This window comes from Mycolicibacterium houstonense, from assembly GCF_900078665.2.
In the GTDB taxonomy this organism is placed as follows: Bacteria; Actinomycetota; Actinomycetes; order Mycobacteriales; family Mycobacteriaceae; genus Mycobacterium; species Mycobacterium houstonense.
The window spans coordinates 4,347,988-4,365,210 of the sequence record NZ_LT546207.1 but is presented as its reverse complement, the minus strand read 5'-3'; the positions used below and the strand labels follow the sequence as shown (position 1 = coordinate 4,365,210).

Sequence of the window (17,223 nt, the reverse complement as noted above, 5' to 3'; positions counted from 1 at the left end):
AGAGGACTGACAACGTGACCACGTTCGACGGCGACGAGACAGTCGCCGACGATCCGACTCAGGAGCACGAGGACGTCGACGCCGTCGAGTCGGAGACCGACGACCTGCAGGCTGACAGCCAGGAGGCCGCCGAGGCCGAGCCGGCCGCCGAGACCGAGCCGGCCGCCGAGACCGAATCGGCCCCCGCCGAATCGGGCGAGGAGACGCCCGCTGCCGACGAAGACGAGGATCCGGCCGTCGCCCTGAAGAAGGAGCTGCGGCTCAAGCCCGGCGACTGGTACGTCATCCACTCCTACGCCGGCTACGAGAACAAGGTGAAGGCCAACCTCGAGACCCGCGTGCAGAACCTGGACGTGGGCGACTACATCTTCCAGGTCGAGGTGCCCACCGAAGAAGTCACCGAGATCAAGAACGGCCAGCGCAAGCAGGTCAACCGCAAGGTGCTGCCGGGCTACATCCTGGTGCGCATGGAACTCAACGACGAGTCGTGGGGCGCGGTGCGCAACACCCCCGGCGTCACCGGGTTCGTCGGCGCCACCTCGCGCCCGTCCCCGCTGTCGCTGAACGACGTGGTGAAGTTCCTGCTGCCGCAGGGTGCGGCCAAGAAGCCCGCCAAGTCCAGCGCCGCCGCGGCGGCCGCCGGTGCCAGCACCGAGGCCACCCTGGAACGTCCCGAGATCCTGGTCGATTTCGAGGTCGGCGAGTCCGTCACCGTCATGGACGGCCCGTTCGCGACGCTGCCCGCCTCCATCAGCGAGGTCAACGCCGAGCAGCAGAAGCTCAAGGTGCTCGTGTCGATCTTCGGCCGCGAGACCCCTGTCGAACTGACCTTCAACCAGGTCTCCAAGATTTAGTCGCCACAGCGGCTAGAAACAACGGGCGTCTCACGCCCTTGGATGAGCAAGTAAAGGAACACCAGAAGCATGGCCCCGAAGAAGAAGGTCGCCGGGCTCATCAAGCTGCAGATCCAGGCCGGGCAGGCCAACCCCGCCCCGCCGGTCGGTCCTGCACTTGGCCAGCACGGCGTCAACATCATGGAGTTCTGCAAGGCGTACAACGCCGCGACCGAGTCGCAGCGCGGGAACGTCATCCCCGTCGAGATCACCGTCTACGAGGATCGCAGCTTCACGTTCGCGCTGAAGACCCCGCCCGCCGCCAAGCTGCTGCTGAAGGCAGCCGGTGTGCAGAAGGGTTCGGGCGAGCCGCACAAGACCAAGGTCGCCAAGGTGACCTGGGATCAGGTGCGCGAGATCGCTGAGACCAAGAAGGCCGATCTCAACGCCAACGACATCGACGCTGCGTCGAAGATCATCGCCGGCACCGCCCGCTCCATGGGTATCACGGTCGAGTAAGACCCGGAAAGCGTGGGAGAGCTGGCATCGGCTCGGGAACCACGACTCCAACAGACACGATTGGATTTTCAATGAGCAAGAACAGCAAGGCATACCGCGAAGCCGCGGAGAAGGTCGACCGGACCAAGCTCTACACGCCGCTTGAGGCCGCGAAGCTGGCCAAGGAGACCTCCTCCAAGAAGCAGGACGCCACCGTCGAGGTCGCCATCCGCCTCGGTGTGGACCCCCGCAAGGCTGACCAGATGGTGCGCGGCACCGTCAACCTGCCGCACGGCACCGGTAAGACCGCCCGCGTCGCCGTGTTCGCCGTCGGTGAGAAGGCCGAGCAGGCGCTGGCCGCCGGCGCCGACGTCGTCGGCAGCGACGACCTGATCGAGAAGATCCAGGGCGGTTTCCTGGACTTCGACGCCGCGATCGCCACCCCGGATCAGATGGCCAAGGTCGGTCGGATCGCCCGCGTGCTGGGCCCGCGCGGTCTGATGCCGAACCCCAAGACCGGCACCGTCACCCCCGATGTCACCAAGGCTGTGGCCGACATCAAGGGCGGCAAGATCAACTTCCGCGTCGACAAGCAGGCCAACCTGCACTTCGTGATCGGCAAGGCGTCCTTCGACGAGGCCAAGCTGGCCGAGAACTACGGCGCCGCCCTCGACGAGGTGCTGCGGGCCAAGCCGTCGTCCTCGAAGGGTCGTTACCTCAAGAAGGTGACCGTCTCCACCACCACGGGTCCGGGCATCCCGGTTGACCCGTCGGTGACCCGGAACTTCACGGAGGCCTGATAAGGCCAGCGCAGCGGAGCCGCGCAACTCTTAAGCCGAGTGGCCAGTTACGGCACAAGATTCTCTGAATCGCGTGTCATAACTGGCCATTCGGCNACGGCCTCCTCGCGATCGGCGGCACGCAAGATGTAGAAGCCGTTGGCCACCCCGGCACCCTCGGCGTACGGCCGGTCGGTCAGCACCGCCTCGCCGTTGCGGACCTGCACGGTCGTGGCGGTTGACGGCGGGTGCAGCGGGGCGCCGCTGAGGATGTGGTCGCCGGCGGCCTTGCCGAACTCGGTGTGTGCGCACACACCCGTCTCCCATTCCTCGCTGCTGGGCGGGCACACCTTCTCCGGCGGTTCCAGCAGCAGCGCCAGCCAGTCGGAGCCGAGCGGCTCCGACGGGGGAGTCCACCCGACCATGGGCCACACCTCGACCGCGCCGAAATGGGCCACCGGGATTCCCTTGGCCAGCGCCAATGCCTCATCGAGGTTGTCGGCCTCGAGCACGTAGTACCCGCAGGCCACCTCGGCGCCCTCGGCGAACGGCCCGTCGGTGATCACCGGATTGTCCGGGCCGCCGGTGATGCGGGTGGCCGCGGCGGCCCGGTCCAGTGCGTCGCCCGCCCGTATCGCCGACTGTGCCTGGGCATGAAAGGCCTGGAAGGCGGCCATGCCCTCGGCGCGCTGCTCAGGCGCGAGCTCGACGTCTTGGCTGATCAGTAGCGCGAAGTACAGCATCGTCATCTCCCGGTGTCAGCGAGTGAGAACCGTCTGTTCCACTCTCTACCCATCCGACGAACGACGCGGCCCGGATCCGACAGCCCGGCCGGGATTTTCTCGGCGGCTACTTCTGCAGCGTGAACTGATGCACGCTGATGTGGCCCGAGGCGAAGTACTTCTGGCAGCCGTTGAGGTACTTGTCGTAGCGGTCGTAGACCTCTTGCCCCTGGATCGCGATCGCCTCGTCCTTGTGGGCCTCGAGCGCGTCGGCCCAGATCTTGAGCGTCCGGACGTAGTGCGGGCCGATCTCCTGTAGCTGGGTGAGCTTGAACCCGGCTTCGAGCGCCTTTTCCTTCTCCATCTCCACCGAGGGCAGCCGGCCGCCGGGGAAGATCTCGGTCATGATGAACCGGGCAAACCGAGCATCTTCGAATGTCATGTGCAGTCCGAGCTTCTGGCCTTGGCGAAGGTCGAACCCGGTGATGTTGTGCAGCAACATGACGCCGTCGTCGGGCAGCGCGTTGTAGGCCGTCTCGAAAAACGCCGGATAACGCTCGAATCCGAAATGCTCGAACGCGCCGATCGACACGATGCGGTCCACTTTGTCGGTGAACTCTTCCCAGCCCTGCAGCCGCACCTCGACGTTGCGCTCGGTGGGAATCTTGGCCAGCTTTTCGATGGCGTACTCGCGCTGCTCACCGCTCAGGGTCAGGCCGATGACGTTGACGTCGTACTTCTCGATCGCGCGCGCCATGCATGCGCCCCAGCCGCAGCCGATATCGAGCAGCGTCATGCCTGGTTGCAGGCCCAGCTTGCCCAGCGCCAGATCGAACTTGGCGATCTGGGCTTCGTCCCCCGTCATGTCTTCACGCTCGAAATACCCACACGTGTAACCCATTGTGGGGCCGAGAAATAGCTCGTAAAATTCGTTCGAAATATCGTAGATCGATTGCAGTTCTTCGTATTTGGGTGTCAATTTCGACATGTTCCAAATGCTCCAAGCCGTTGAGTTCTCCCCGCGGATCTCAGGGTACCGCAGGCAATTGCCGGGGGCGTGCGGCGACTTGCGCGCCCCCGCTGTCTGGCAAACGTTGATGGTCGATGGGTCAGGGCTGCCGGTTCGCTTTTCCTGCGGAAACCGCGAGGCGGTGTTGCGGCAGCGAAAGAAATTACGTCGACTGCTTCTGGAGTGTGAACTGGTTGACGTCGATGTAGCCCGTCCGGAAGCCGTCGGCGCATCCGGTGAGGTAGCGCATGTAGCGGTCGTAGACCTCCTCGGACTGGATCTCGACCGCGGCGTCGTGGTTGGCCTGTAGGTTGGCCGCCCACATGTCGAGCGTGCGGGCGTAGTGCAACTGCAGCGACTGGCGGCGGGTCAATGTGAACGACGCCTGCGCCGAGCGTTCTTCGACCATCTCGATCGAGGGCAGCCGCCCGCCGGGGAAGATCTCGGTGACGATGAACTTGATGAACTTCGCCAGGTCCAGGGTGAGGGGAATGCCCCGGTGGTGGGCTTCGCGCGGGTGCAGGGCAGTGATGGTGTGCAGCAGCATCACCCCGTCAGGGGGCAGGACGTCGTGCGCGAAGCGGAAGAAGTCGTCGTAACGGTCGTGGCCGAAGTGCTCGAACGCGCCGATCGACACGATGCGGTCCACCGGTTCGTCGAACTCCTCCCAGCCCGCCAGCAGCACTCGTTTCGCGCGCGGACTGTCGGACTCGTCGAACAACTGCTGCACGTGTGCTGCCTGATTTCGGCTCAGCGTGAGGCCGACGACGTTGACGTCGTACTTCTCGATCGCGCGCAGAACCGTGGCACCCCAGCCGCACCCCACGTCGAGCAACGTCATACCCGGTTGCAGTCCCAACTTGCCCAACGCCAGGTCGATCTTGGCGATCTGGGCTTCTTCGAGCGTCATGTCGTCGCGCTCGAAGTAGGCGCAGCTGTAGGTCCTGGTCGGATCCAGGAACAGTGCGAAAAAGTCGTCGGACAGGTCGTAGTGGGCTTGTACGTCGTCGAAATGCGGTTTCAGTTTTGCCGGTTGTTTGGCCACGGGGTACCTCTCGGGCAGATACCGACCGGGCAGAGCCGCACCAGGCCACGTCTTGACCCAGCCGCCCCCCCAGACTGCTGAAACAGACTGTAGAGGCAGTTCGGCCAGCTACCGAGCTTTCGAGCGCCAGCAAACCGGTGATCGGGTAATTAACGTTGCAGACGCATAAATCAGCTGCAGCAGGCGAAGTTTGTTTTCAGCTCGCCGACGATCTCGTCCCACACCGGTTCGGGCAGCTCGTGGCCCATCCCGTCGATCAGCACCAGGCGGGCGCCGTCGATCGCGCGGGCGACCGCGCGGCCACCGAACGGGCGCATCAGCCGGTCGGCACGCCCGTGGATCACCACGGTGGGCGCGGTGATCCGCTTGTCGTGGTGGCGCAGGCTGCCGCTGCCCAGGATGGCGCCGAAGTGCCGGGCGATCCCTGCCGGATAGTAGGCACGGTCGTACAACTCGGCGGCCTGTGCCCTGATCTCCTCCTCGGGCGTGGGATAGGCCGGGCTGCCGTTGATCTTGCTGATGCGAACGGCATTGTCGATCACGGCTTCTCGCGACGAACCGGCGGGCGGGCCGGTGATGATCGACAGCAGCTGCTTGATGCCGGGCGGCGGCAGCAGCGCCTGATTGTTGCTGGAGAAGATCACGGCGAGCGTCTTGGTGCGCTGTGCGTACCGCGACGCGAAAACCTGCGCGATCATCCCGCCCATCGAACCGCCGACGATGTGGGCGCTGTCGATGTCGAGGTGATCGAGCAGGGCGGCGGCGTCATCCGCGACATCCTCAAGGGTGTAGACCGACGGGCTGCGCAGGCCGAGGAACGACCGGGCCATTCGCAACGACAGCGGCGAGTCCACCCGCTTTCCGGACAGCTTGGTGGACAGCCCCACGTCGCGGTTGTCGTACCGGATGACGCGCAAACCCTGATTGACGAGCATCTCGCAGAAACCGGTGCGCCACAACAACATCTGGGCGCCCAGACCCATGATCAGCAGCACCGCCGGATCGTTCGGGTCGCCCATGTCCTCGTAATAGATGTCGACATCGCCGGGATCGGCGGATGACTTGGCGAAGCCGCTCCGTACCTTCATGCCGGCCACTCAGGCCTCGATCCCGTCGCCGGCGTCGGCCCCCGAGGCCTCAGCCGCATCCTGCTCGCGCAAGCGCTCGTCGGAGTGCTCGCGGCTGATATCCACCATGAAGTTGGCGAAGTACCCGGTCAGCTGCGGGTCGTTCATCATCTGCCACTTGGGCGCGAGCAGCTTCATGTACCGCTCGACATAGAGGAACTGCTTGCCGATCAAAACAAGTTCGCGGGGCAGCTTGACGTCGTAGGCATCGGCCAGCGCGGACAGCTGCTTGCCAATTTCGGCGTAGGACATATCGCCGAGCGACTTCATGGTCAGGGGTGTGGCAAACGCTTCGAGGTCCTTGGCCGCCTCGCCTTCTGGCTTCACCGTTCCCACGGCCCCCATCAGCACCACGATCTTGCCCGCCGCCGCATGGTCCTTCTTGACCAGCAGGGCATAGACCAGCTCGCGCAGCAGCCACCGGGTACGGGGGTCGATGCGGCCCATGATGCCGAAGTCGAAGAACACGATCTTGCCGTCGTCGTCGACGTACAGGTTGCCCGCGTGCAGATCGCCGTGGAACAGGCCGTGCTTGAGCCCGCCTTCGAACACGCTGAACAGCAAGGCCTTCACCAGCTCGGTGCCGTCGAAGCCCTTCTTGCGAATGGCGGCGACGTCGTCGATGCGAACCCCGGTGACCCGCTCCATGGTCAGCACCCGCGGGCTGGTCAGGTCCCAGTAGACCTGCGGGACCCGGATGTTCTCGCCGAGCGGCGAGGCGTGCATGTGTGAGACCCACGCATCCATCGACTGGGCCTCCAGCCGGAAGTCCAGCTCCTCGGCCAGGTTGTCGGCGAAGTCGGCGACCACGTCCTGCGCCGACAGTCGCCGGCCCAGCTTGGCCAGCTCGACGAGTTGTGCACCGCGCTTGAGGATCTGGAGATCGGCGGCGACCCGGCGGCGGATGCCCGGGCGCTGGATCTTGACCACCACCTCCTCGCCGCTGTGCAGCGTGGCGTAGTGCACCTGGGCGATCGAGGCCGAGGCGAACGGCTTCTCGTCGAAGCTCTTGAACAGCTTCGTGGGCTCGTCGCCGAGTTCCTCGACGAAAAGCTTGTGCACCTCACTGGTGTCGGCCGGCGGCACCCGGTCGAGCAGGCTGCGGAACTCGCGGCTCAACGGCTCACCGAAGGCGCCGGGGCTCGACGCGATGATCTGGCCGAACTTGACGTAGGTGGGACCCAGATCCGAGAAGGTCTGCGGCACCTGCTTGATGATCTTCTGCTGCAGGGATCCGGGGCCGAACAGGCTGGCGGCGACACGGGCCCCGGTACGGGTGATCTGCCAACCCGTGGCCCCGATCCGGGCCGCCTCCACTGGCAGCGGCACCCGGCTCAACCTGGCGACCTCGCGGTGCTTGGTTTTCGGCGGCGTAGTGCTCATAGCTGCAGTGTCTCAAAACCCGCGGTAACGCCAAAAATATCTGTGTGGTGCGTCACACCGGGGCGAAACTGTCCTCGATCTCTTCTCGGCTGAGCGCCGGGTCGCTGCCGCGAACATAGGTCGGCTCGGTGTGAGGTGCCAGGGCGGGGTCTAGGCCACCGGCGACGCGCTTCTGGGCCGCCCGGAATTCCAGCGTGGTGCCGGCCGCGGTGTGCAGCCCGTTGATGATCGACCACACGATGGCGCGCCGGCCGGCCCGCTCGATCGGGTTGGGATCGGTGTGCCCGATGAGCTGCTTGGCCCATTTCGGCATGGTGTCGCGGATCGCCCAGTCCACCGCGCTCTGCGGCATCGGCAGGTTGGAGCCGGTGGCCATGGCCGCACCGTGGGTCAGCGCCAGCTTGGGTAGGTAGGACCCGAGGCACTCCAGTGTCTCGGCCTTGGTGGTCGGCAGGTCGGTGCCTCCCAGTGCGTGCCCGACCCGGATGAACTCCCCGTAGTAGCGGTCGAGTTTCTTGCCGCGCAACGGATTCGGATGGTAGATCTCGTGCGCGGTGGCCAGCCCCCACACCACGGTCGCGTAGTTCCAGCGCAGCCAGTCCGGATCGTCGGCGTCATAGGCCGCGCCGTCGGGGCGGACACCCTTGATGGTGTGGTGCATGGAGCGGACGGTCTTGGCCACCCGCTCGGCGGTTTCGGTGTTGCCGTAGGCGGTGCCGATGAAGAACGCGATCGAGTGGCCGAGCCGCACCGCCGCGCCCTGCGGGTCGATGACGGGGATGGCGGTCCCGTTCTCGTCCCGTTTGACCAGACGCGAATGGTGCATGCCCATCCAGTAGATCGACGGGTCGAGGCGTTCCATGTAGGCCGCGCACTGCAGCCCGAAGATCAGGGCCTCGGTGTGGGAGTGGACGTGCCAGACGGCGCTGCCCGGGCCGAACCATCCCGGATCGCCGGCCGGGCCGGCGAACTCCATGCCGCGGAAGTAGTGCTGCCGGATGTCCTTGTCGAACTTGCGCTGCAGCATCTGCTCGAGGATCTGGTGTGGCATGTCCACCGCGGGCCCCTTTCTGGTTACGTCTGTAGCCAGAATACATTTTGGGCACAGGTGTGACCAGATCTAAGCTGGAGCGATGTCGACCCCGGCGTCCAACGCCACCCGATGGGCCGGCGTGCCGTTGACGGACCGCCGCGCCGAACGCCGCGCCCTGCTGGTGGACGCGGCGTTCCGGCTGTTCGGGGACGGTGGTGAGGCCGCGGTCTCGGTGCGCTCGGTCTGCCGGGAGTGTGGACTGAACACCCGCTACTTCTATGAGAGCTTCGCCGATACAGACGACCTGCTGGGTGCGGTGTACGACGAGGTCAGCGCGGCCCTGGCGGCCGACGTCGACGCCGCGATGGCCGGGGCCGGCGATTCCCTGCGCGAGCGGACCCGGGCCGGGATCGCCGCGGTGCTGGGGTTCAGCTCTGCCGATCCGCGACGTGGCCGCGTGCTGTTCACCGACGCCAGGGCCAACCCGGTGCTCGCCGCCCGACGCGCGGCGACCCAGGACTTGTTGCGCGAGGCCGTGCTGTCCGAGGGCGGCCGGCTCAACCCGGGGTCGGACCCGGTGGCCGCCCAGGTCGGCGCGGCCATGTACACCGGGGCGATGGCCGAGCTCGCCCAGCAGTGGCTGGGCGGGAACCTGGGCGACGACCTGGAATTGGTGGTGGACTATGCCCTGCGGCTGGTGCTCGGCGGCGGTGCCGCCGGTTAGACCCGGCGGCGGTGCCGCCAGTTAGACCCGGCGGCGGTGCCGCCGGTTAGACCTCGGCCGGCCGCCAGCGCTTGATCCAATCGGTCTCGGGCCACTGCTCCTCGGCCGCCATCAACTCGTACATCGTTGCCCGGTCGATGGATTCGCGGATGATGTCGGCGTGCCCGGCGTGCCGGCTGAGCTCTTCGATCAGGTGCATGGCCACCCAGCGCACCGACCAGTGGTCGACGTCCTGCGGAAACCACGGCACTTCGTGTGGCACGGGAACCGGGGTCTCGAGATCGGCCTCGGCGAGGACCCGCAGCGTCTCGGCGTTCTGGGCCTTGAACGCCTCGAGCAGATCGGCCAGCGTCTCGTCCTCGCGCATCACGTACTGGTCGGCGTAGTCGGCCATCTGCTCCTCCATCGGACGGGGGTCCGGCGGCGGGAACTGCGGTGCGTGCTGGGCGCGCGCGGTCCACCCCTGCTGCATTCCGGTGACGTGCTTGATCAGCCCGCCGATGGACAGTGCGCTCACCGACGGGGTGGAGCGGGCCTGTTCGTCGGTGAGGCCGTGCGCCACGGAGAAGAACGCGTTCTGCTGGAAGGCGACGAATCCGATCAGTGTCTGGCGTTCGTCGGCGGCGGGAATGGGCATACCGGGCATCGGTCAGTTCTCCTGGTTCTTGGTGGTGTGGACGTAAAGGTCGCGGATGCAGGCGATTTCGGCGCCGTGGTGGATGACCTCCCGGTTGATGTGCAGGATGAGCACGGCCATCGAATGCTCGGCCCACGGCCCTTCGGCCGGACCGACGGGCTTGCTGAGGTCATCCTCGTCGAGTCCCCGGACCCCGTCGATCCAATTTCGGTACGCGTCGTCGAGCTGGCGCAGGGCCGTCGCGGCATCGGTGGCATACGGCCAGGACTGGTAGTCGGCCGGTGGTCCGCCGAAATGCGAGTGGTTGCGCATGGCCAGCACGCCGACGATCACGTGCGCCAGCCGCCACGCGATCGTGGTGAACGGCTCCGGTTGCGGCGGTGGGTAACTGAAGTCGATACCCCCGTCGGGGTGCACCGTCCAGCAGTCGGGTACCGGCTGCCAGAAGTACTCGTCGTCGGTCAGGCCGTCCAGGCGTGGACGGAGCTGATGCGTCCAGTGGAAGTCCAGTTGGTCGGCGAGGAAGTTTGTCCACATAGGAATACCGTCGCACGCTTATAGGACAGTTTCGGTCCTAAAAGTACGGCAGACTTTCCCACATGGCCGTGAGCAGCGAAACCACCGGCCGCGTGTTGCAACTCCTGGGGTTGCTGCAATCGCGCCGGGTGTGGACGGGTGAGGAGTTGGCCGAGCGGCTCGGCGTCACCACCNGGACGCGGTGCTCGACGGTGAGCGGTTCGCGGTGTTCGCCGGGCTGCTCGGCGGCGCCGACTATCCGCAGGCGGCGCTGGCCAAGGCGTGGGTGCAGCTGGCCTACGGCGCCCACCACGACGCCATCACCGGCTCGGAGTCCGATCAGGTGTACCTCGATCTGCTGACCGGTTGGCGCGACGCCTGGGACCTGGGCACCGCTGCCCGCGACAATGCACTGGCACTGTTGTCGGAAGCGGTCGGCGGCTCCGGCGGCGGAGGTTCCGTCGTGGTGTGGAATGCGGTGGCGCACAAGCGGACCGACATCGTCACCGTGCACCTGGGCGAACCGTTCTCCGGTGGCGTGTACGACAGCGACGGCAACGAGGTCCCGGTACTGGTCGAAGACGGCGGGCTGACGGTGAGCTGGCCGGCCCGTGATGTCCCGTCGCTGGGCTGGCAGTCCTACCGATTCGGACCCGGCACGGCGCGCGGGTGGGAACCGATGGCCGGGGACGGTATTGCCAACGAGCGGTATCGGTTACGCGTCGACGCGGCCCGCGGTGGCGGGGTTTGTTCGCTTCTGGACGACGGCATCGAGCTCATCGCCGACGGTGGCGTCGGCAACGAACTGGCCGTCTACGACGAGTACCCGGCGCATCCGGAGGCCGGCGAAGGCCCGTGGCATCTGCTGCCCACCGGACCGGTGGTGTGCTCGTCGGCCGTCCCGGCCGAGGACGTGCGCTGCTATCGGAGCCCGCTGGGCCAGCGGGTGGTGGTGCGTGGCCGCATCGGAGATCTGTTGCGCTACACCCAGACCATCACCCTGTGGGCCGAGGTGGACCGCCTCGACTGCCGCACCACCATCGACGAATTCGTCGGGTCGGACCGTCTGGTGCGGCTGCGCTGGCCGTGCCCGGTGCCCGGCGCGATGCCGGTGAGCGAGGTCGGCGACGCGGTGATCGGCCGCGGGTTCGGGTTGATGCACGATCGGTCGGCCACCCATGCCGTTGACGCCGCGCAGCACCCATGGACGCTGGACAACCCCGCCTACGGCTGGTTCGGGCTGTCCTCGGCGTTGCGCGTGCGCATCGGCGATGCCGTCCGGGCGGTATCGGTTGCCGAGGTCATCGCGCCCGAGGACACCGGCGTGGACTCCGCGCCCCGGGATCTCATGGTGGCCCTGGTGCGGGCCGGGGTGACCGCGACCTGCAGTGCCGCCGACAAACCCCGCTACGGCGATCTCAGCGTGGACTCCAACCTGCCCGGCACCCGGTTCGCACTCGGAGGCCCGGACGAGAATCCCTTCACCGCAGAGGNCCGGCGGCAGCGTCGCAGGCGTCGGCGAATCCGCCCTGCGGGCCCTGTCCAAACTGGACCAGGTCATGCCCGCCCGCCTGCGTTCGCAGGTCTCGGCGGTGCACGACGCGACGGTCACCCTGGCCCCGAACTCGGCGGATCCGCCGGTGGAACCCGAGGTGCTGATGACCCTGGCCCGGGCCTGTCGCGACCACGAACACGTCAGCGCCGACTACACCGACATCCGCGGCAACCACACGCAGCGGCGGTTGGAGCCCTATCAACTGGTGACCACCGGCCGGCGCTGGTACCTGATGGCCTACGACCGGGACCGCGAGGACTGGCGCAGCCTGCGGCTCGACCGGATGTCGGAGGTGGCCGCCCGCGGCAGCACATTCGGACCGCGTGACGCGCCTGATGCCGCCCAGTACGTGCGGCGTGCGATCAGCTCCTCGCCCTACCGCTACGTGGCCCGGGTGCGTTACCACGCACCGCAAGACGTTGTGGCGCAGAAGTTTCCGCCTGCATCGGCCACGGTCGAGGCGGACGGTCCCGACGCCTGCATCGTCACCGCGGGGGCCGACGACCCCGAGCGCATGGTGCTGTACTTCGCCACCGTGGGCCACGACTTCGAAGTCCTCGACCCGCCCGAGGTGGTGGCCGCGGTGCGCACCGTCGCCGCGCGCCTGCAGGCCTTCAGCCGGTGATGCCCAGCCGGTCGGTGAGCATCAAGAACGCGGCGGCGAAGTCGTTGTCGACGGTCGCGTCCCGCACCACATCCCAGTCGACCTGCTCACGTACGGCCCGTGCGGCCGGCAGCAACGCGGCGAAATCGCAATGGTGTTCGTTGAGCGAGCGCAGTTTCTCCGACACCACGAGCGTCGGCGGCAGCACCGGCATCCGGATCGCGAGAACGTCGAGCACCTCGGCGGATCCGAAGGTGGCCGCATCCACCGGTACCCCGTTGAGCTGATAGAGCACATCGACCAGGACGTCGTCGTCGGGATAGGCCTTGAACAACCAGTCCTCGGGGGTGTGCACGATCTGGAACCCGGCCTTACGCAACGTCACCTCAGCCGCTTCGGCGTCGGTCTTGGCGACCACGAAATCGACATCGTGCACCGGTTCGGGGGCACCGTAGACCCACAGCGCATAGCTGCCGGCCAGCGCGAACTGCGGACCGTGCGCCTTGAACGCAGCGGCCGCGCGCTTCAGCGCGTCGCGCAGTTCGTCGTTGCGGTCGAGCACGTGTCGTCCCGGGTCTCTCGGGCATCGCGGTGTGGGGTCCGATGCGGTTGTGGGTACTGAGTACCCATGCGGCTCGCCACTTTCAACATTTTGCACGGACGCAGTGTTCACGACGGCGATGTGCAACTGACCAGATTGGCGGCCGCGGTGACCGAACTCGATGCCGACATCCTGGCGCTGCAGGAGGTGGATCTCGATCAGCCACGGTCGGGCAAGGCCGACCTGACCGCGGTGGCCGCCGATGCGATGAACGCGGTGCACCATCGGTTCGTCGCCGCGATCTCGGGAACACCCGGGGCCACCTGGATGGCCGCCACCGGACGCGAACAACCCGGGACCGCCGCCTACGGCATCGCCCTGCTGTCCCGATATCCGGTGGAGAACTGGCAGGTGGTGCGGCTCCCACGGATCCCGGTCCGATTCCCGATGTACGTCTCCGGTATCCGCCGGTTCCGGATCATCCACGAGGAACCGCGCGCGGCGATGGTGGCCCGCATCGACACCCCGCTCGGTGCGGTCACCGTGGCCAACACGCACCTGTCGTTCGTGCCCGGGTGGAACCGGGTGCAACTGCGGCACCTGATGCGCGACATCAATGCCTTCCCGGGCCCGCGACTCCTGCTGGGGGACCTGAACTTGGCCGAACCCAACCACTGGCGTGCGCTCGGCGCCGCGCCGACGTTCCCGGCCCACGAGCCGACCACGCAACTCGACCACATCCTCACCGACGACCCGACGTTCTCGGCCACCGCGTGCGCCGCGCCGCACCTGCCCATTTCCGATCACCGGGCGCTCGTCGTCGACATTTCGGCGTCCTGACGCCGTAGGGTTTCCAGATGCGCGTCACGTCAGTGGAGACGACGGAGCTGTTCGCCGGGCCGCAGCATGCCCCTCGGCAACTCGTACTGGTGCGATATGAGGACTGCGCCTCGCCGACGGCCGTCCGGGTCAGCGGGGACGGGCTCGCGGGTGAGGCGATCGCGGCGCCCGGGGCAGGTGCCGTCGACGTTCCGGTCGAGGTCGAGCGCGGCGTGCCCGGCGAGATCCGGCGCGCGCGGGTGGGGGCGACGGACTTCGACTTCACCGTGGCCGAGCCGGGCTGGACGATGTACATGATCAGCCACTTCCACTACGACCCGGTCTGGTGGAACACCCAGGCCGCCTACACCAGCGTGTGGACCGAGGACCCGCCGGGGCAGTGCCGGCAGACCAACGGATTCGACCTCGTGCACGCTCACCTGGAAATGGCCCGCCGCGAACCGGAATACAAGTTCGTGCTCGCCGAGGTGGACTATCTCAAGCCCTACTGGGACGCCCGGCCCGAGGACCGGGCCGACCTGCGCCGGTTCATCGCCGAGGGCCGCGTCGAGATCATGGGCGGCACCTACAACGAGCCCAACACCAACCTCACCAGCCCGGAGACGGCGATCCGGAACTTCGTCTCGGGCATGGGGTTTCAACGCGACATCCTGGGGGCGCGGCCCGCGACGGCATGGCAGCTCGACGTGTTCGGGCACGACCCGCAGTTTCCCGGAATGGCGGCCGACGTCGGTCTGACCTCCAGTTCGTGGGCGCGCGGTCCGCACCATCAGTGGGGGCCGATGCAGAACGACGGCGATCCCGAGCGCATGCAGTTCGCCAGCGAGTTCGAATGGATCGCCCCATCGGGCCGCGGCCTGCTCACCCACTACATGCCCGCCCACTATGCGGGCGGATGGTGGATGGACTCCGCACCCTCGCTGGCCGAGGCCGAGGAATCCACCTACGCACTGTTCGCCAAACTCAAGCGGGTCGCGTTGACCCGCAACGTACTTCTGCCCGTCGGCACCGACTACACGCCGCCCAACAAGTGGGTGACCCAGATCCACCGGGACTGGAACGCCCGATACGTGTGGCCGAAGTTCGTGTGCGCGCTGCCGTCCGAGTTCTTCGCCGCGGTGCGGGCCGAACTGGATTCGCGCGGAGCCGCCCCGTCGCCNTGGGTGCCCGCCACCGCGCCACTGACCGAACACTGGCTGCCCGGCGCCGACGTGCGCGGCGTCCGCGCCCTGCCGGTGCTGATCCTGGCCGGCGACCTCGACGGCGTGGTCGAAGACCTGGGCGACGCCGAGATCGTCGTCACCCAACAGGCCCCGGCGGCGCCCGAACCGTTCGACAACCGAACCGTGGCGCTGCTCAACCGCGGCGTACCGAGCTTCGCCGTCGAACCCGACGGAACCCTGCACACGTCGCTGATGCGGTCCTGCACCGGCTGGCCGTCGGGCACCTGGATCGACCCGCCGCGGCGCACCGCACCCGACGGCTCCAACTTCCAATTGCAGCACTGGACACACACTTTCGACTACGCATTGGTGACAGGTGCCGGTGACTGGCGCACGGTGGGGGTCCCGGCGAGCGCCGCCGAGTTCAATCGGCCGCTACACCCCGTGGCGGTCGATGCGGCAGGCAGCGGGGGACTGCCGCCGTGGGGATCGCTGCTGGAGATCGAGCCGGCCGGCGCGGTACAGCTGGGCGCGCTCAAGGCGACCGGCAATCCACTGGCGTCGGGATCGGTCCGCAGCGTCGACCCGGCTGACGGGGTTACCGCTCGCCTGGTCGAGATCACCGGCAGCGCCGCCGAGGTGACCATCCGCTCCGGACTGCGCGGTGTGTCCACCGCCGCGAACCTGAACCTGCTGGAGGAGCCGGCGCCGGAGCAGCCGTCGCACCTGAGCCTGCACGGCTATCAGATCGCCACCGTGTCCACCCAGCTGAACATGCCCCGCGTGTTGCGCGCCGAGCACCGGCAGCTGGCGCCCGAAGCGGAGGCGGCGCAGCCGCTCTACGCCAGGTACTGGTTGCACAACCGTGGGCCCGCCCCGCTGGGTGGCCTGCCTGCCGTGGCCTACCTGCATCCGGAAAGCGTCGCCGCGCAACCTGGTACCGATGTCGTCGTGCGGCTCACCGCGGCCAGCGACTGCACCGACGCCGCACTGCACGGCCGGGTCAGCGTGACGGGGCCACCGGGGTGGGAGGTGCAGCCGGCCGATCTGCCCTACGTGCTGCCACCCGGCGAGCACCTGGAAACCGATGTGGTGCTGACTGTTCCGGCCGGTGTCGAGCCCGGCCTGTATCCCCTGCGGGCAGAACTCACGGTGACCGGCAGTCATTCGGGCGTGCTGCCACCCTCGTGGCGCCAGGCGGTCGAAGACGTCTGCATGGTCACGGTCGGAGAACCCGACGCGCAGGTGCTCAAACTGGTGGCCGAGCCGAAGGCGGTCGACGTCAAGGCCGGGGAAAGCGCCCGGATGTCGATCACGATCGGTACCGACGCCCGGGCCGCTCTGACCGCCGAGGCCCACCTGATCAGCCCGTGGGGAACCTGGGAGTGGATGGGCCCGGCCGCGTCCGGTGTCGAGGTGCCCGCGGGCGGCACGGCTGAGATCGAGTTCGACATCGCGCCGCCGGCGTGGGTCCAACCGGGGCAGTGGTGGGCGTTGATCCGCGTGGGATGCGCGGGCCGCCTGATCTACTCACCCGCGGTCCAGGTGACCGTGCGATGAGCACCGTTGCCGCCCGTGTGGCCGAAAAACCGGTGTGGGCCACGGAGATCGACGAGCGCGAAGCCCGGCTGCGGGCGGGGAACCGGGCCTCGGCGCTGCCGCGCCCAGGAACCAGCGAGGGCCGCCAGCTGCGCCGCTGGCTGACCCAGCTGGTGGTCGCCGAACGGGTGGTGGCCGAGGAAGCCCACGCCCGGGGGTTGTCCGACATCGACGCCCCGACCGCCGATGAGGTGCTGCCCGATACGTCGGCCCGGTTGCAGATCGGCAGCGTCGCCGCCGCTGTGCTCGACCTCCCGCAGGCTCGGGCGGTGTTCGCCGATGTCACTGCCGGGGTGGATGTTTCAGAGGGGGAGATCGCCGCCTACCACGCCCGCAACCCGATGCGCTTCGCCGCGGTGCCGGCCGGGATGTCCGGCTGGCGGGCCCGGCCCGTCGCCCCGGCCCTGGACGAGGTTCACGACAGCATCGCGGCCCACCTGCGGGCGGCCAACCGCAGGCAGGCGTTCCGGCAGTGGCTCGACGCGCGGTGCGCCGCGCTGGTCGAACTGGCGCCCGGCTATGAACACCCCGGCGATCCCCGTCAGCCGGACAACACGCACAAACACTGAAGGTGACCCTGCATGACACTTACGGCGGCCCTCGACATCGGCGGCA

Annotated in this window: 15 protein-coding genes and 4 pseudogenes; 10 read left to right on the top strand and 9 right to left on the bottom strand. The window is 67.6% G+C overall.

What is annotated here, in order from left to right:
- The first annotated feature begins 14 nt into the window (after positions 1–14).
- The 3 genes from nusG to rplA all read left to right on the top strand — a co-directional run bounded on the left by nusG (position 15) and on the right by rplA (position 2,131).
- Positions 15–854 (top strand): transcription termination/antitermination protein NusG, encoded by an 840-nt coding sequence (gene nusG / locus BN4332_RS21870; RefSeq protein ID WP_066901558.1) that lies wholly within the window; start codon positions 15–17, stop codon positions 852–854.
- Between the two features lie 69 nt (positions 855–923).
- A complete protein-coding gene (rplK, locus tag BN4332_RS21865; protein WP_003881829.1) occupies positions 924–1,352 on the top strand; it encodes a 50S ribosomal protein L11 in 429 nt (142 codons plus the stop codon).
- Positions 1,353–1,423: 71 nt separating this feature from the next.
- Complete coding sequence (rplA, locus tag BN4332_RS21860) at positions 1,424–2,131, top strand: 50S ribosomal protein L1 (protein ID WP_003881830.1); 708 nt, start codon at positions 1,424–1,426, stop codon at positions 2,129–2,131.
- A 98-nt stretch (positions 2,132–2,229) separates the two neighbouring features.
- Here rplA and BN4332_RS21855 read toward each other — a convergent pair.
- The 6 genes and pseudogenes from BN4332_RS21855 to BN4332_RS21830 all read right to left on the bottom strand — a co-directional run.
- Positions 2,230–2,853, bottom strand: a pseudogene (locus BN4332_RS21855) (YciI family protein); the annotation flags it as partial.
- 106 nt (positions 2,854–2,959) lie between these two features.
- Complete coding sequence (locus BN4332_RS21850) at positions 2,960–3,820, bottom strand: cyclopropane mycolic acid synthase family methyltransferase (protein ID WP_066901554.1); 861 nt, start codon at positions 3,818–3,820, stop codon at positions 2,960–2,962.
- A 184-nt stretch (positions 3,821–4,004) separates the two neighbouring features.
- Positions 4,005–4,886 carry a cyclopropane mycolic acid synthase family methyltransferase gene (locus tag BN4332_RS21845; RefSeq protein ID WP_066901552.1) on the bottom strand — a complete coding sequence of 294 codons (882 nt, stop codon included), beginning with the start codon at positions 4,884–4,886 and terminating at the stop codon, positions 4,005–4,007.
- A 170-nt stretch (positions 4,887–5,056) separates the two neighbouring features.
- Positions 5,057–5,974, bottom strand: a complete 918-nt coding sequence (locus BN4332_RS21840; protein WP_066901595.1) for an alpha/beta fold hydrolase — start codon at positions 5,972–5,974, stop codon at positions 5,057–5,059.
- 9 nt (positions 5,975–5,983) lie between these two features.
- Entirely contained in the window at positions 5,984–7,396 is a 1,413-nt protein-coding gene (locus BN4332_RS21835; protein WP_066901550.1) for an ABC1 kinase family protein, read from the bottom strand.
- A 52-nt stretch (positions 7,397–7,448) separates the two neighbouring features.
- Positions 7,449–8,453, bottom strand: a complete 1,005-nt coding sequence (locus tag BN4332_RS21830; RefSeq protein WP_066901548.1) for an oxygenase MpaB family protein — start codon at positions 8,451–8,453, stop codon at positions 7,449–7,451.
- Between the two features lie 76 nt (positions 8,454–8,529).
- Here BN4332_RS21830 and BN4332_RS21825 point away from each other — a divergent pair, with 76 nt between their 5' ends.
- Positions 8,530–9,153 carry a TetR/AcrR family transcriptional regulator gene (locus tag BN4332_RS21825; protein ID WP_066901546.1) on the top strand — a complete coding sequence of 208 codons (624 nt, stop codon included), beginning with the start codon at positions 8,530–8,532 and terminating at the stop codon, positions 9,151–9,153.
- Positions 9,154–9,199: 46 nt separating this feature from the next.
- Here the strand turns inward: BN4332_RS21825 and BN4332_RS21820 are convergent, their stop codons facing one another.
- Both BN4332_RS21820 and BN4332_RS21815 read right to left on the bottom strand, forming a co-directional pair.
- Positions 9,200–9,799, bottom strand: a complete 600-nt coding sequence (locus tag BN4332_RS21820) for a DinB family protein (protein WP_066901544.1) — start codon at positions 9,797–9,799, stop codon at positions 9,200–9,202.
- A 3-nt stretch (positions 9,800–9,802) separates the two neighbouring features.
- Positions 9,803–10,327, bottom strand: coding sequence for a DinB family protein (locus tag BN4332_RS21815; RefSeq protein WP_066901542.1), 525 nt, complete (start codon positions 10,325–10,327; stop codon positions 9,803–9,805).
- A 62-nt stretch (positions 10,328–10,389) separates the two neighbouring features.
- On the opposite strand from BN4332_RS21815, the pseudogene BN4332_RS21810 reads away from it, so the two are divergent.
- The 3 pseudogenes from BN4332_RS21810 to BN4332_RS21800 all read left to right on the top strand — a co-directional run.
- Positions 10,390–10,500, top strand: a pseudogene (locus BN4332_RS21810) (transcriptional regulator); the annotation flags it as partial.
- Positions 10,491–11,795: pseudogene (locus BN4332_RS21805) on the top strand (glycoside hydrolase family 38 N-terminal domain-containing protein); the annotation flags it as partial. The pseudogenes BN4332_RS21810 and BN4332_RS21805, both read left to right, overlap by 10 nt.
- A 7-nt stretch (positions 11,796–11,802) precedes the next feature.
- Positions 11,803–12,486, top strand: a pseudogene (locus tag BN4332_RS21800) (helix-turn-helix transcriptional regulator); the annotation flags it as partial.
- Here the strand turns inward: BN4332_RS21800 and BN4332_RS21795 are convergent.
- A complete protein-coding gene (locus tag BN4332_RS21795; protein WP_066901540.1) occupies positions 12,476–13,027 on the bottom strand; it encodes a nucleotidyltransferase family protein in 552 nt (183 codons plus the stop codon). The pseudogene BN4332_RS21800 and the gene BN4332_RS21795 overlap by 11 nt on opposite strands.
- Before the next feature lie 66 nt (positions 13,028–13,093).
- Here BN4332_RS21795 and BN4332_RS21790 point away from each other — a divergent pair, with 66 nt between their 5' ends.
- The 3 genes from BN4332_RS21790 (at position 13,094) to BN4332_RS21780 (ending at position 17,177) form a co-directional block, all read left to right on the top strand.
- Entirely contained in the window at positions 13,094–13,846 is a 753-nt protein-coding gene (locus BN4332_RS21790) for an endonuclease/exonuclease/phosphatase family protein (protein ID WP_066901538.1), read from the top strand.
- 17 nt (positions 13,847–13,863) lie between these two features.
- Positions 13,864–16,569: a glycoside hydrolase family 38 N-terminal domain-containing protein gene (locus tag BN4332_RS21785; RefSeq protein WP_066901536.1), complete on the top strand. Its 2,706-nt coding sequence runs from the start codon at positions 13,864–13,866 to the stop codon at positions 16,567–16,569.
- Entirely contained in the window at positions 16,566–17,177 is a 612-nt protein-coding gene (locus tag BN4332_RS21780; protein WP_066901535.1) for a DUF7158 domain-containing protein, read from the top strand. Before BN4332_RS21785 ends, BN4332_RS21780 begins: the two co-directional genes overlap by 4 nt.
- Positions 17,178–17,223 lie beyond the last annotated feature (46 nt).